The 14,129-nt window shown below is 47.1% G+C and carries 12 protein-coding genes; 7 read left to right on the top strand and 5 right to left on the bottom strand.

Annotated elements, in window-relative coordinates:
• The first annotated feature begins 88 nt into the window (after positions 1 to 88).
• Positions 89 to 1,132 carry an LCP family protein gene (locus tag IFU39_RS23935; RefSeq protein WP_341074169.1) on the top strand — a complete coding sequence of 348 codons (1,044 nt, stop codon included), beginning with the start codon at positions 89 to 91 and terminating at the stop codon, positions 1,130 to 1,132.
• Positions 1,133 to 1,322: 190 nt separating this feature from the next.
• Entirely contained in the window at positions 1,323 to 3,911 is a 2,589-nt protein-coding gene (locus tag IFU39_RS23930) for a DUF2339 domain-containing protein (protein ID WP_192135261.1), read from the top strand.
• A 388-nt stretch (positions 3,912 to 4,299) separates the two neighbouring features.
• On the opposite strand, the gene IFU39_RS23925 is transcribed toward IFU39_RS23930, so the two are convergent.
• The gene (locus IFU39_RS23925) at positions 4,300 to 4,455 is read right to left on the bottom strand and encodes a hypothetical protein (RefSeq protein WP_192135259.1); all 156 of its coding nucleotides are present in this window, start codon (positions 4,453 to 4,455) and stop codon (positions 4,300 to 4,302) included.
• A 229-nt stretch (positions 4,456 to 4,684) separates the two neighbouring features.
• Between IFU39_RS23925 and IFU39_RS23920 the strand changes: the two genes are divergently transcribed.
• Positions 4,685 to 5,356: an FHA domain-containing protein gene (locus tag IFU39_RS23920; RefSeq protein ID WP_105600432.1), complete on the top strand. Its 672-nt coding sequence runs from the start codon at positions 4,685 to 4,687 to the stop codon at positions 5,354 to 5,356.
• Positions 5,357 to 5,382: 26 nt separating this feature from the next.
• Positions 5,383 to 5,961, top strand: a complete 579-nt coding sequence (locus IFU39_RS23915; protein WP_105600430.1) for a class I SAM-dependent methyltransferase — start codon at positions 5,383 to 5,385, stop codon at positions 5,959 to 5,961.
• A gap of 171 nt (positions 5,962 to 6,132) precedes the next feature.
• Here the strand turns inward: IFU39_RS23915 and IFU39_RS23910 are convergent, their stop codons facing one another.
• From IFU39_RS23910 to IFU39_RS23900, 3 genes are read right to left on the bottom strand one after another with little or no spacing between them, the layout of a single operon-like run.
• Positions 6,133 to 8,436: a carbohydrate-binding domain-containing protein gene (locus IFU39_RS23910; protein WP_192135257.1), complete on the bottom strand. Its 2,304-nt coding sequence runs from the start codon at positions 8,434 to 8,436 to the stop codon at positions 6,133 to 6,135.
• A 26-nt stretch (positions 8,437 to 8,462) separates the two neighbouring features.
• Positions 8,463 to 9,143: a DUF4956 domain-containing protein gene (locus IFU39_RS23905; RefSeq protein WP_091012463.1), complete on the bottom strand. Its 681-nt coding sequence runs from the start codon at positions 9,141 to 9,143 to the stop codon at positions 8,463 to 8,465.
• The gene (locus IFU39_RS23900) at positions 9,136 to 9,960 is read right to left on the bottom strand and encodes a polyphosphate polymerase domain-containing protein (protein WP_192135255.1); all 825 of its coding nucleotides are present in this window, start codon (positions 9,958 to 9,960) and stop codon (positions 9,136 to 9,138) included. The genes IFU39_RS23905 and IFU39_RS23900 overlap by 8 nt, the downstream gene beginning before the upstream one ends.
• A 482-nt stretch (positions 9,961 to 10,442) precedes the next feature.
• On the opposite strand from IFU39_RS23900, the gene IFU39_RS23895 reads away from it, so the two are divergent.
• From IFU39_RS23895 to IFU39_RS23885, 3 genes are all read left to right on the top strand, one after another.
• Entirely contained in the window at positions 10,443 to 11,120 is a 678-nt protein-coding gene (locus IFU39_RS23895) for a response regulator transcription factor (RefSeq protein WP_192135252.1), read from the top strand.
• Entirely contained in the window at positions 11,120 to 12,478 is a 1,359-nt protein-coding gene (locus IFU39_RS23890; protein ID WP_192135250.1) for a sensor histidine kinase, read from the top strand. The genes IFU39_RS23895 and IFU39_RS23890 overlap by 1 nt, the downstream gene beginning before the upstream one ends.
• A 200-nt stretch (positions 12,479 to 12,678) precedes the next feature.
• Positions 12,679 to 12,933: a hypothetical protein gene (locus IFU39_RS23885; RefSeq protein ID WP_124116914.1), complete on the top strand. Its 255-nt coding sequence runs from the start codon at positions 12,679 to 12,681 to the stop codon at positions 12,931 to 12,933.
• A 330-nt stretch (positions 12,934 to 13,263) separates the two neighbouring features.
• Here the strand turns inward: IFU39_RS23885 and IFU39_RS23880 are convergent, their stop codons facing one another.
• Positions 13,264 to 14,031, bottom strand: coding sequence for an SDR family NAD(P)-dependent oxidoreductase (locus tag IFU39_RS23880; protein ID WP_091012476.1), 768 nt, complete (start codon positions 14,029 to 14,031; stop codon positions 13,264 to 13,266).
• Positions 14,032 to 14,129 lie beyond the last annotated feature (98 nt).

Below are 14,129 nucleotides of genomic sequence, written 5' to 3'. Positions count from 1 at the left end.
TTTATGTATAGCAGATTATAACGTAATCTATTGAAAACGTGTTATTAATATAGTTAAATGATTCTAAGAACCCGTTATTAAAGGAGATATGATGGAAAACAGTGCCGCACATTTAACAAGACGGAAGCCGAAGAAACCGAAGAAGAAATGGAAGAAGCCATTGATCATCACCCTAAGTGTGCTGTTTGTGCTCGGAGGACTCGGATTTATCTATCAAAAGCAACTCGTCGTGTTTGCCTTTAATTTGTTCGCTTCAGCTACGGTGAAGGAAGCCTTGGATGACTCCTTTGTACCAGCTGGCGATAAGGATGCCCCTGTCGTGGAACATACCGACCCATTCTCGCTGTTGCTGCTAGGGATTGACCAACGGGATAACGAACCAAGCCGTTCGGATACCATCATCTATTCCGTCGTGCGTCCAGAAGACAATAAAGTGCTGCTGCTGTCCATTCCACGTGATTCCTATACCGAGATTGTTGGCCGAGATGTGAAGTCGAAGATCAACTCAGCATATGCCCACGGTGAAGCCAAGATGGCGATGGATACGGTGGAGAATTTGCTGGGGAACAAAGTGGATTTCTATGCCGCGATTAATTTTAACGGGCTCAAGGATATTGTTGATGCGGTGGGTGGCGTTGAACTGCCGATCAAAAAAAATATTGAGAACAAGCTCAAAATTCATGAGAAGCTGTTTGTTGAAGCGAATAAACCGATCTATAACGGCGAAGAAGCGCTTGGTTATGTGCGTTACCGGGAAGATTCAGATTTCAATCGTACGATGCGTCACCGGATTTTCCTAAGTGCCTTCATGAATCGTGCGCTGGAGGTCAAAAATCTGACCAAGATCCCGGACGTCATCCAGATTGCCGGATCGAATTTTACAACCAACATGACCTCGGACTTTATCGTGAAATTTGCCGAGTCCTTATATATGAAAGATAGCATACCAACGATCAGCAATTACATGCTGAAGGGTGAGGGGGCAACGCGCAGTGGCACATGGTACTACGATCTGTCGGAGGACGATCTGCAGTATGTGCGTGGCATGATCGCCAGTTGGCTGGACCCGGATGCGACTGAGATAATTGAGCCCGAGTCAGTCGACCAATCGGAGACGAGTGATGCGGCCTAAGATCCATTCTTGTGCAAAATGCTCATATGAATATAAGTCGGGAGAAGCGGTTGCTTCCCGGCTTTTTTTGCGTTTGAGATCCTTCGATTGAAATATTGCACAGATATATCTAATGTTTAAACCTCTTTTTATGGCATACATATAGTAAAATATAGGGAAAAGATTAAACATCAACCAACGGAGGAAGCTCATGAAGGAGTTTAAGGAACGGCTTGGGCAGGTTCAGGAGCAGCAGAAACAGCTGGCGAAGGAGTATCATGCCCTGCTCCAGGAATACCAATCCGATGATCTGATCGTTCAGAATGAACAGTTACAGGAACAGTATGAAGCTCACAAACTCAAGCTGCAACAGCTCGAACTTCGCTCGCGCAAGATGGAAGAAGAGAATGCACGTCTTCGCATGGCGTTATCTGAACAGATGTTGGATGAGAAGCTTAATCTGATCCGGGTATCGCGGGAGAAGATGGAGACGTATTTTCAAGGAAAAACAGCGGTACATAACGATCGAATTGCATCTCATGAACATCGAACCAAATCCAGCCTGAACGCGCTGTACAACCAGGCAGCACAGGAGTTGCAAGAGGATTCACACGAGGTGAAGGAAAGGATTGCTTACCTTGCGGCAGAGGTGAATGAGCGTATTGAATCGCACAAGCGGGCCGTACAGGAGAGAGAAGAGGCTCTGCGTGGGCACATGGAGCGTGGATATGAGCAGATGGCGGAGGAGGGATTAAGCGAAGAGACTATTCAACGCCGGATCAAGCAGAATCGCATGGAGATGAAGATTGGACTCAGCTGGATCAACAAAGTAGCCATCCTGCTCCTCATTCTGGGGGTTGGAGCAGCGTTCCGATACTCGTACTCGACCTGGTTTAATGACGAGATGAAGAGCGGAGCCTTTTTCCTGCTTGGTGCTCTGATGCTTGCTGGAGGAGAGTGGCTGTTCCGCCGTAAAAAGCAGACGTTTGCGACGGGCCTGCTTGGCGGTGGGATCTCCGTCTTGTTCGGCTCCATCTTCTATAGTTACTTTTTGCTGCATATTATCGGGTTATATACGGGACTTGCCCTGTCTGTATTGGTATCGGCAATCTCCGTATTGTTGTCCCTAAGGTATCAGTCGAAGACCATATGTTCATTGGGTCTGGTAGGCGGATATCTTCCGCTATTCTCCTATATGTTCTCGTTCGGACTTGAGGGCCCTGCTGTCTATGTAGCCATGATCTATCTGCTGCTCTTAAACGGCATTATTGTGTTCATTTCGTTTGGCAAACGGTGGCCGGTAGTGCACTATATCAGTTTCCTGTTCAACACACCATCCATGCTTATCCTCTTGTGGCTGTCGCCAAGTGAGAAGATTGGCATGTTGTATTCCATTGTGACGTTTGCATTATATCTGGGCATTACACTGGCATATCCGTTCAAACATCGGATGAAGTTAACCTGGTGGGATTTCGCTCTGCTGGCTATGAATACGACCATCAGTTGCCTGATGTTATACGTGTTATTTGATGTGGCGAATTGGAATGATGCTCAAGGCTTGTTGGCGTTAATCTTCTGCGTGGTATATCTGGGTCTCGCACGATTCGTTCAGCGCAATATGGCTCAGGAGAAACAGACCATTCTGCTCTTCTATATCACTTCCCTGACCTTTGCCATTCTGATTATTCTGTTCCAGTTCGGGGCCAAGTGGTTATCGATGGGCTGGTTAATTGAAGGGGTTCTGCTGGTTACGCTTGGACATCTGAAACGGCTCAAGTCGGTGGAACGTGCCGGATGGGGTATTGTGCTTCTATGTCTAATCACTTTCGTGTACTATGACCTGCTGGCGCTATTCTTCATCGGGGAACGTTCTTACTTCATGTTAAAATACTCCAGCATTACGCTGGGTACCCTGCTTATTACACTGTATTATGCCTGGGCAGTTCACAGCAGCTCATCTGCCAGGGAGAGATTCAACTACAGCCCGCTGGAGCTGGGCTTCCTGAACGGATTCAAGTATGTGACACTCGCCAATCTGTGGTTATACGTGCTGTATGAATCGAATGAATTGTATACCAGAGCTGTGGATGGGACGTTCCTGTTATACATGTTCTACAAGCTGCTCATGTTTGCAGCGCTGACCATTGCATTGGCCTATGGATTGAGCAAAGTGAAGTTGTTGCGTGATCAATACGTACAGATGTATACCACTTTCCTGCATGCCATTGGTTGCTGTATTGCACTGGCTGTCACCTTAACCATGCCAGCGCTTCAGCCGGAAGTTCAGCAGCATACAGCGGCAGAGATTGTTGGTTTGCTGGTGCTAATTATCTTTAACGTAGGGGTATTCTTTGCAGGAAGGGATCTGCTGATTGCAGGCATCCGCGGGCAGTTCAAGAGCATTGAATGGTACCCGGTTATCGCAGGGGTATATCTGCTAGGGGTCATCACCGTATTCCTGACGATCCAGTTCCAGTGGGGTGATGTGGGGCTGATGTTCAGCCTAATCTATCTGCTGCTCGCGATTCTCTATATTGCCTATGGATTCCGTAGAAAATATGTCATGATTCGGCGTCTGGGCCTTGGCCTAACGTTGTTCGCTACGGGTAAGATGGTGTTCTATGATGTGGGGATGCTAACCTCGGGCAGCAAAATCTTTGCCTACTTCAGCTTCGGTGTGTTGCTGCTGGGCATCTCTTACCTGTATCAGAAGGTGTCGAGTCGGATGGAGGAAATACAGTCCAGAGAGACAGTGAAGCTTGACGACGAACCGACTATGCCGGAGGATGAACAAGATTGATTTGGGTTTTGAACGACTGTATTTACCTTTGCGATTATCGGAGGAGGGAATCATGAAATGGGATTCGACATGAAAATCATGCTTTGGCAAATGTTATGGCTTGCTGGCCCTGTAGCTCTTATTGTGTATGTGTGGAGGAAATTCGGTGTGAGAAAGAAACCACGTTAAAATGAGTGTTGGTAGGATAGTGGGAATCCGCTGTCCAACTCACTTCGCTTTGGGAAATAAGTCGTGTAATATAGATTTTTTATATTAAAATGAGGCTCCGGGATGCTGTGACCAGCAATCTGGGGCCTTATTGATCTGTTTTAATTTGGATTCGATGCCATAGCCTAATATGACATTCGTGAAACGTTTTGCGCAGAGATCACGTTATAATAGAGTAGACTCAGGGCTGGATCTTCATTTGTAACCATGACGTTTCGGCAGCCGAGGTGCCCTTCAGTGGTTCTCCGCCATCATCATTCATACGGGAGAGCACGGTTAATGTCATGGACAACGCAAAGGCGAGCAATACGTATATGAAAATGTTTTTTTTGTTCATGGGAAGGTACCTCTCTTGTTGAATGATCTAAAGTAGACATCCGGCCGTCATGAGAAAAAAAGCACAACGTCTGGTATAGTAGAGTTAGTAGAACCGAACATAAATCGTTCCTGTATACCACTATATTGAACTATAGCGGTGCAAACAATGGAACAAATCTGATGATCTTATCATTATTGTTACGAAATGTTTATAGAGATCGAGTGATCATTGAAGGTGGGAGAATAACATGCGGGAGACGGCAAAAATCGTCATTCGTACGCCAGGGCAGGAAAGTGACGGCTCGTTCGCTTATGTAAGCCAGGGTCGCTCCATTACGGTGGGACGTTACACAGGCGGTAGTGAATTGGACTTGTCTGTTTATAATCAGATGATATCGAAGCGGCATTGCCGCATTCATTATGATGTACAGCAACAGTTATGGATTGAGGATCTGGATAGCAAAAATGGAACCGAACTGAACGGGCAGCGCCTCGTTCCCTATGAGAAATATCCGTTTGGCGAAGGAGACAGCCTGACGCTCGTCAACGGCTTGATTCAGCTTCGCGCTGAAGGGGATCTTGGAGAGACGAGGGAGTATCGTGTGTCGGATCTGCTGGGTGAGGGTGTACGCTTGCAGGATCATTTGCAGACCGTGCAGATTGGTGAAGTGGAGATTCCGCTGTCCAAGAAGGAATATCAGCTGTTCAAGCTGCTGTATAGCGAACTTGACCACTTTGTGACAAGGGAACAGATTGTGGCTCAGGTGTGGCCAGAGCGGAGCATGCTGGAGAGTGAAGCGGTAGGGATCGACGAGATTAACTCGCTCATCTATCGGACGAATCGCAAGCTGGGTGTACACTTTACCATTAAGTCCGTTTATAAAAAGGGTGTATATATGAAGTCTCATGTGCCGGAATGAATGAGTCATAACAAAGGGATGAGTTCATGTTCATCATTTACCTGATTCCATGGCTGATTGCCGTGGTGACATTGATCGGTGTCATATCCATCGTACTTGTTAGTTGGAAAAACGGGATTTCCCCGATGCCCACATCCGGCCGCGTTAGGCAGGTGGTCATTCAAGAGGTGAACCGGATTCCCGGGTACGGGGATGTGCTTGAAGCAGGTTCCGGATGGGGTACACTGGGACTGGATGTTGTAAGGCACTGTCCTGGTAAAAGGCTGACCGGGATTGAGAATTCGAGAATTCCCTTATGGTCTTCCCAATTCATTGCGTATCTCAGTGTTCGCTTACGTCGAGCGAAGGGAAAACAGCACTCTCTTAAGGGTAGGCTGCGCTTCATGCGCGGGGATATATACACCAGTTCCTATGAACATGCGGATTGTGTGATCTGTTATCTGTTTCCGGGAGCGATGAACCGACTTCTGGACAAATTCAGTCGGGAGCTTCCGCCGGGTGCCAAGGTGATTAGTGTCTGTTTTGCGCTCCCGGGTAAGGAACCACTACGTACGATTACATGCCGGGATGCCTTGCGTACCAAGGTGTATGTATACTCGTTCTGAGAAAAAGAGTACATCCGCTGCACCTTGGGCAGAGGGCTATGATTCCCTGTAATTCTGGTCCAGAAGAATAACGAAAGAAAGCTCCGAACTCACATAACGTGAATTCGGAGCCTTTTTTGTTTCGCCTGCGCCTGAGAAGCCAGTTATATGCTACGCCTCAGGATATCATGATTATTTTGCAGAATCGGTAGTGCCTGTGCTGTCGGATGTTGTACCGGATTGCGTCCGATTTCTGCCGCCTCCGAATCCGCCTTGGCCACGACCTCCGCCAGGACCAACCATACCTGAATTGGCTGTAGTTACACCAGATTCATTCACCCAAGTCACATTACTGGTCGATTGGAATGCAACTACTTGTGTTCCGCCACTGTAAGTACGGTCTGTGTAGAGCCCATCCACCGCTTTACCTGTAGACGTACCACCGGAGTAAATCACGTATGAACCATCTTTTGCAAGATCCGGTGAGCTGACAACCACAGTTTGATAATCTTTTGCCGGAGCAAAGGTCAGGATGTTATTGCCTTCGCTATCTTGTAGATGTACAAGTGTTCCAGCTTTTTGCGTTGCAGGGAACGTCATTACAATGGTATTTTGCGTGGACGCATCGGATGTTCCTTGTGCCATACCAGAGCTTCCGGCAGCCACGAGGTATCCACCGCTGATTTCAAATGTACCGTCATAATCCAATGCTCCGTTACCGTTATCCGTTGGTCCATTCACAATAACCGTACCACCAGTCATGGTAATGGAACCATTGGAATCCAGTCCGTCACCACCTGCGTTCACGGTAAGTGTACCGCCGTTAATGTGGAACTCGTTATTACTCGCTGCTCCCATTCCGCCCGGTCCACGTCCTTGCTGATTAGCATCTGTACCTTGGGATGTCTGATCGGTAGTCGATGTTGTGCCTGTCGTTTCGGTTACAGAGATGTTCGATGTCGTTGTTGCATCGGTTGCTGTAGTAGCGCTATCTGTACTTGCCGCTGTATTCGCAGTTGTTTCCGTCTCGCCACCTGCAGCATTGACGCCATCATCGGATGCCGTTACATCCACATCCCCATCGTTCAGGGTGATGATTGCTCCTTCAAGTCCTTCATAGCTCTTCGCAATGGTAATGGTGCCACCGTTAATCGTCAGTTCCTGATCGGCATGAATGCCGTCATCACCGGATTCAATGTTGAATGTTCCGTCGTTGACTGTCACGTTATTGTTGCTGTGCAGGGAATCATCCATGGAATCAATGGTATACGTACCGCCATTAACCGTCAGGTCTGTACCTGCTTTCAGTGCTTTGGCACTTGTGGACTCGGTTGCTGTTGCAGCAGTGTCCGCATCGGCATTGGTATCGGTATCGGTATTTGTTGTTGCTGTTGTGTTGGCAGAACTGGATGTTGCGCCGTTTGTATTAGCACCTGCATTCGTACCGCTGTTAGTAGGCATCTCCGGCATATCTGCAGGAGGTTCGCCATCCGGTGGTGTACCCATATCGGTTGGTGGTGTGCCGCCACCCCATCCACCGCCACCAAATGGACCTTCTTCTACTTTGGCTGGTGCATTGGCGCTACCGCCAGCAGTCACAATGTTGTATGTGCCGCCATCCGTAACGAGTGCAGTTTCAGCCTGAATACCATCATTGCCACTTTGGATATCGAAGGTACCTCCTGCGATAGCAACGTAACCTTTGGTGGTATCTGTGTCATTGGTTGATTTGATACCGTCGCCTTCGGCTTGAATGGTAATGGTACCCGCTTGAATGGCGACCATATCCTTACCTTTTATACCGTCATCGGCTGCTTTGACACTGATGTTCCCGCTAATGATCTTCAGATCATCCTTGCTCGTAATCCCTTCATTATAGTTACCTGTGACGGTCAATTGACCTGCACCGTTGAACGTAAGATCCGTTTTGCTGAAGATTGCAGCATCCGGCTCGTCTGTTGTAGCGTCAGCGTACACATACGTTTTACCATCGGAAACGGTATTTTTGGTTCCTTTTTCGAGTGTAATCACCGCTTTACCGGCCTTTTGAATATAGATCGCTGCACTGTCATTATCATGGATCGTAGCTCCGTTTAATACGAGATGTACGGTGCCCTTATTGGCAACGTTGACCACGATCTGACCGTCGGTTAGCTCACCGCTAAGTACATAAGTACCTGCTTCCGTAATTGTTACTGAGCCATTGGCTGCTTTGGCTCCCGAACCGGTTACCGTTGCCGTTGTACCGTTCAACTTAATCGCTGTGGAATCTGCCTCGTTCCAGCTAATGTTGGTATCGTCAGCATCCAGAGAGACCAGATCTGCGTACTTCACAGAAGTTTGCTCACTGACCGATACCGTTTTGGTTGTTCCTGTCGTTGACGTTGCGGCATTGGCGGTTGTACTTGTCGTTGCTGGTGAACTGCATGCGGCGAGTAGGCTGGTAATCATGGCGATGGACCAAAGTTTGCTGCCTGTTATCATGTTTTTCTTCATATAGATCGTTCCCTTCGAATTAAGAATTAATATTCCGTTGTTGGACTCATGGTTAACGAGATATCCAGGTTGCCGTTCCGTGTGCGGATGGCATCAAGGAATTCCTTTTGGCTAACACTTTCGTGAATGGTTACACTGTAGACCAGCTCATACAGACTGCCGAGCTCGGTCGTTCTGATCTTTTTCAGGTCAAAAGGTACATTAAATGTATGGAACACTTCATTAAGTGCTTCTTCATAGCTCAAATTCTCAGGAATGGTGACTTTCAGCGTTTTCAGCTGACTCTTCTTGCCGCCGAAGTTGAAGCGACTCAGGACAAACATCAGCACACACAGGATAATCGTGAACAGCACTGCGTATCCAAAAGCACCTACACCGCAGGCAAGACCGGAAGCCATCGTGAACAATACATAAGCAATATCCTTTGGATCACCAGGTGCACTACGGAAACGAATGATCGAGAAGGCACCTGCCAAGCTGAATGCTCGAGCAATGTTGCTGCCGATGAGCAGGATGATGATGGCGACAATGACGGGCAGGACGACCATCGTTAGGGTGAAGCTCTGGGAGTATGTGGCTTGGTTGGTCTTCATGTACGTGAGGCTGATGATTAATCCCAGGATGATGGCAAGACCAATGGTGATGACTGCGTTGTTAAACGTCAGGTTGGTATCGGTAAGGGCGGAACTGAATAGTGAATCAAGCATATAGGACACGCTCTCTTTCTATAATCGGTTTATCTTGTTCTTGTTCTATGGATGGATTGAAGTCAGTACCTGGTACAAGAATGCGCTCCGACTGGTAATTCAGGTTGGTTGTTCTCGCCAGATGTCTGAACTCGTTGCCGTATTTGGAGAATCCAGTGCGGTAGAGACCATGCTCACAGAGCAGTTGCGACAGCCACAGCGGAACGGTTTTCTCGGCTTTCACTTCCATCAGCCACCTTCCGTCCTTCACGAGCGGTTCACCGTAATCTCCCTGTTCCAGCTTCAGATCATATCTGCGGCTGCGAATGTTTGTGTCAAAGGTAATGCGGAGATCCCGGCTGTTCTTGTCGAAGAGTGCTTTGCGTTCATACGCCAGATACACTTTCGGTTCAAGATCGTAGAGGCGAAGGAAGTATTTGATCTCTTCCACAACCTGTTTGTTCATGTAGTCTGCCAGCTCCGGTGCCTGTCCTGAACGAACGAATTCGTACGCTTCATCCAGCTTCAAGGCGGTTCTGCGCTTGTTCACCAGGCCAAAGACTTTCTTTTTGATCTCCAGATACACTTTGGCATTCTCTTCAGGTATTCCATACGCCCGCAGTCTTAGCTTCTCCTTGTATTTTGGTTTGGAGAGACTGGCGCGAATCAGGGAATCCTGTGGAGTATCGAAATACAGGTTACTGATGGAGTAGTACTCATGTTTCTTGTTGTAGGCATCCAGTTCCATGTATTTCAGCAGGTCGTTGTAGAAATGGGCGTACTGTTCATCCGTCAGAAGGTACTTGCTCTCATATCGGTTGAATACTTCAATTGCCATGTGGGATTCAGTCCTTTCGTTGGTGGGTTGTATGTTTTGATGCATCGTGTATTGCTTCCATGTCTGTATCTTAGAGGGCCAACCTTGAATGAATCTTAAATGGTTTTACATTGCGTTAACATTTTTTTACCTTCCTATAATATAAAAATTGAACTAAACATTTACACGAGAACGGAGAGGACAGAAATAACCTGAAAAAGCGGAGCTAAAAGCTTTCTGAAAGAAAGCTGCTTCGGAAGCATATGCTTCGCCTTTATCCCTGGATTTTCACCTCTCAAAAGGGAATCAAAAAATCTGGGGATAACAGCGATTGGAAGGTTATTCTGTCATCGTATTGGCAAGTGTAAATATTCTTTTGTTCAGTTTATATAGTTGCTGCCCCCAAAAAATATTAAGATTGATTCAAGGTTTAATTGATAGAATGGGTGATACCATACAGCGTTCATGAAGACGAATAATTCAAGCAGAGGAATGAATAGAGCATGAGAATATTAATTGCGGAAGATGAGGTTCATTTGGCAGAGGCTGTATCGCAGATTTTGAAAAAAAACAACTACTCCGTGGACATGGTCCACGACGGCAGATCAGGACTCGATTATGCGCAGAGCGGCATCTACGACCTGTTACTGCTCGACATCATGATGCCAGAGATGGACGGAATCACCGTCCTGAAGAAACTTCGCAGTGAAGGCAATCATACGCCAGTCATTCTGCTTACGGCCAAAGGTGAATTATCGGACAAGGTCACAGGCCTTGATTATGGTGCCGATGATTATATCGCCAAGCCCTTTGCCACAGAGGAATTGCTGGCCCGGATTCGTGCAGCCTTAAGGCGGAAGGGCGAAGTTCTTCCGGAGGACGGACTGAAATTTGGCGACATGGAGCTGAACACAACTCAGTTGAAGCTCAGTGTACAGGGGAAGGAAATCAAGCTGAATCTGAAGGAGAATGAACTGCTTGAGCTGTTGATTACGCGCAAGCAGGCGATTACCTCCAAAGAGCAGATTATTGAGAAGTTGTGGGGATTCGATTCGGAAGTGGAGTATAACAATGTGGAGGTGTACATCTCGTTTTTACGCAAAAAATTAACCTTCCTGAATTCGGCTGTTCGCATTAACACGATTCGGGGTGTGGGGTATGTGCTTGAGGTGACGTCCTGATGTTCAAGAAACTTCGGAATCGATTCCTGATCGTGAATCTGGTGTCCATATCGATTATGATGATGGTGGCATTTGCGACGATCTATACGATTACGTATCAGAATGTGCAACGGGAGACAGATATGGAGTTGTACAAGGTGTCTGATTTCTATCATAGTCCTTATAATTCATCCAAGATGCCGCGCGGGGAAGGTGGGGGGATGGGGACGGGATCTGGATCAGGTACTAGTACAGGTGCTTCAGGTTCAGGTTCAGGTTCACTACCTTCGGATGCCATGGGTGGTGATAATGGAGGACCGGGAGGTGACCCCAACTCACCACCGGCACGTTCCGTTTCGTTTATGATCAAAACAGATGACCAGTGGAAGATTACGGATACGCAATCCCGATTTGATATGGAAGATACGTTCTACACCGAGGCGTTACAAAAGGTTGACCAGAATAAAGTTGGTAATTCGGAACGGCAGACTGGACAATTTGCACTGGATGGAACGGACTGGGCCTATGTAGTTGATCCGAGCGGTGATGGCCATATGATCGTATTCATTGATGTGACGGCACAACAGGGCATTCTTACGAATCTGATCTATACTTTTGCTGTTGTTGGATTAATCATGTTGATTGTGATCTACTTCCTGAGCCGTTATTTTGCGAATCGCTCCATTGCACCGGTTAGAGAAGCATTTGAGAAACAAAAACAATTCATCGGTGATGCTTCACATGAGTTGAAGACCCCTCTGGCGATCATCAATACCAATGCTGACGTGCTGCTTGCAAATCAGGAGGATACCATAGCGAATCAGGCTAAATGGCTGCATTATATCAAATCGGAAACCGAACGCATGACCGGACTTACGAATGATCTGCTCTATCTGACACAGATGGACGACTCACGCTCGACGATGATTCATGCGAAGTTTAATATGAGCGATGCGGTAGAGAGTATTATTTTGCCAATGGAAGCCGTTATTTTTGAGAAAAACATCTCCCTTGACTACAACATTGAGCCGAATCTTACGGTTCATGGGAACAGTGAGCAGATCAAACAGGTCATTCTGATCCTGCTCGATAATGCGGTGAAGTATTCCGGTCCCAAAGGGTCGGTAAACGTTACGCTCCAGAAACAGAATAATGATGTCATGCTGGCCGTGTCCAACACGGGTGAGGGCATTGCACCAGAACATCTGGATCGGATCTTCGATCGATTCTATCGTACGGATTCGTCCAGAGCCCGCAAACATGGTGGGCATGGTCTGGGGCTGGCGATTGCTCGTTCTATTGTGGATCAGCACAAAGGAGAGCTATACGCCCGAAGTGTGGTCGGAGAAGCTGCCACATTTTACGTACGGTTGTCGTAGGGTGAGTAGCGCAGGCACAGAGTTGGATGAAGCGTTAGTGTATGGAGCGGGATTGAAGGATTACAACTCTGTTCCAAAACCGTTCTTCAGGCATAAGTTCTGCCTGTATTGGGTTAACCTATGCTACAATGGCAACAGTATGTATGAATCAAGGAGATGAATGGAACGTGGCAGAAGCAAACGCAATTAATGAACAAGAAATGATGCAGTATATTGCAGATAAAACGAAGGCAAGCCAAGCGAACATCGCTCTTGTGCTGAAGCATGAGCAAGCGTACATCAACAAGGCGCACGAAAATGCCAAAGGTAACGATGTGGATATTGACGGCGATGATCTGGCTGACTACATCCTTAGTCGCAAAGATGTGAAGCTGGATGAGCTGACCGTGGAAAGCATTTTGGATGCTGAGATGGACTACTTGATGGACAAGGGTCACGCGGGATACGTCGATTAAGTTCAGCGTAAGCAAAGTTTAACGAACCTGACACGCCTTATTCGGGTATTTCTCGCTCGATTGGAGATTCGTTAGTTCGGGAACTAAGCTCTATTAGCTGCTATAAGGTGTCCTAGGTTCGTTAGAGTGATCACAATGTGCAACGAGGCGTTAATGGCTGTTTCAAAAGTAACATTTTATATGTGCAGCCTTCAGCATGCTAAGTCTAAGTATCGTACTGTAAAAAAGACCTCAACTCCACGTTCTGTGGTGTTGAGGCCTTTTTTAGATTGTAGTGACCAGGCATCCCTTGGGGGATACTTGTCGGTGTAACTCTCAGTTTACAGCTTCTTATTGACCCATCATACCGCCATCTACAGTGTAGAGGGAAGCTGTTACATAGGATGCTTCTTCGGACAACAGGAAGTTCATCACCGCAGCGACTTCTTCCGGTTCACCGTAACGGCCCATTGGAATGGCAGATACCGTAGCAGATTGATAATCTTCCACGTTGCCGGAATTGGCTTCGATTTGGCGCATCATACGTGTGTTGATTGTGCCTGGCAATACAGCGTTAACCCGGATATTGTAAGGTGCCAATTCATTTGCAGCGGTACGCGTGAGACCAACTACGGCATGTTTGGACATAATATATGGAGATACGGCAGGTGCGCCCATCAGACCCGCAAGGGAAGAGGTATTTAGAATCGCACCGGATTTTTGTTTTTTCATCACTGGAATGACATTTTGCAGACCCAGGAATACGCCACGAATGTTGACGTTATATACAGTGTCGAGTGCTTCAACACTCAGGTCTTCGATCAGCCCTGTTGGACCTTCAATTCCGGCATTGTTGGCAAAATAATCGATTCGGCCAAATGCATCCAGTGCTTTTTGCACATAGTTTTTCACGTCTGCTTCCTGGGATACGTTTGCTTTTACGGCGATGACGTGCTCTTTGTCGAGGTTCAGATCAGTAATCGTCTGTTGGATGGCTTCTTCATTCAGGTCCACCAGAACCAAGTTGATTTTGCGCTCTGCAAGGCGGCGTGCCAATTCTTTACCAATGCCTCCGGCTGCTCCTGTAATTACGGCTGTATGTGTATACGTTGTACTCATGATATATTCGCTCCTTATTCATTATTGGCAGGTATTTCTCAAAAAAAGTTTCAACCTGTCGTCTATCTTTCCTGTCTCAATGTTAAGATATACATAGC

This window comes from Paenibacillus sp. CFBP 13594 (genome assembly GCF_014842675.1).
Lineage (GTDB): Bacteria > Bacillota > Bacilli > Paenibacillales > Paenibacillaceae > Paenibacillus > Paenibacillus amylolyticus_B.
Note: the sequence above shows the minus strand (reverse complement) of the source record. Positions and strands in the feature narration are given on the sequence as shown.

Coding starts and splice junctions, on each gene's coding strand:
- IFU39_RS23935 (WP_341074169.1), top strand. CDS start 89: ATGATGGAAAACAGTGCCGCACATTTAACAAGACGGAAGCCGAAGAAA.
- IFU39_RS23930 (WP_192135261.1), top strand. CDS start 1,323: ATGAAGGAGTTTAAGGAACGGCTTGGGCAGGTTCAGGAGCAGCAGAAA.
- IFU39_RS23925 (WP_192135259.1), bottom strand. CDS start 4,455: ATGAACAAAAAAAACATTTTCATATACGTATTGCTCGCCTTTGCGTTG.
- IFU39_RS23920 (WP_105600432.1), top strand. CDS start 4,685: ATGCGGGAGACGGCAAAAATCGTCATTCGTACGCCAGGGCAGGAAAGT.
- IFU39_RS23915 (WP_105600430.1), top strand. CDS start 5,383: ATGTTCATCATTTACCTGATTCCATGGCTGATTGCCGTGGTGACATTG.
- IFU39_RS23910 (WP_192135257.1), bottom strand. CDS start 8,436: ATGAAGAAAAACATGATAACAGGCAGCAAACTTTGGTCCATCGCCATG.
- IFU39_RS23905 (WP_091012463.1), bottom strand. CDS start 9,143: ATGCTTGATTCACTATTCAGTTCCGCCCTTACCGATACCAACCTGACG.
- IFU39_RS23900 (WP_192135255.1), bottom strand. CDS start 9,960: ATGGCAATTGAAGTATTCAACCGATATGAGAGCAAGTACCTTCTGACG.
- IFU39_RS23895 (WP_192135252.1), top strand. CDS start 10,443: ATGAGAATATTAATTGCGGAAGATGAGGTTCATTTGGCAGAGGCTGTA.
- IFU39_RS23890 (WP_192135250.1), top strand. CDS start 11,120: ATGTTCAAGAAACTTCGGAATCGATTCCTGATCGTGAATCTGGTGTCC.
- IFU39_RS23885 (WP_124116914.1), top strand. CDS start 12,679: ATGATGCAGTATATTGCAGATAAAACGAAGGCAAGCCAAGCGAACATC.
- IFU39_RS23880 (WP_091012476.1), bottom strand. CDS start 14,031: ATGAGTACAACGTATACACATACAGCCGTAATTACAGGAGCAGCCGGA.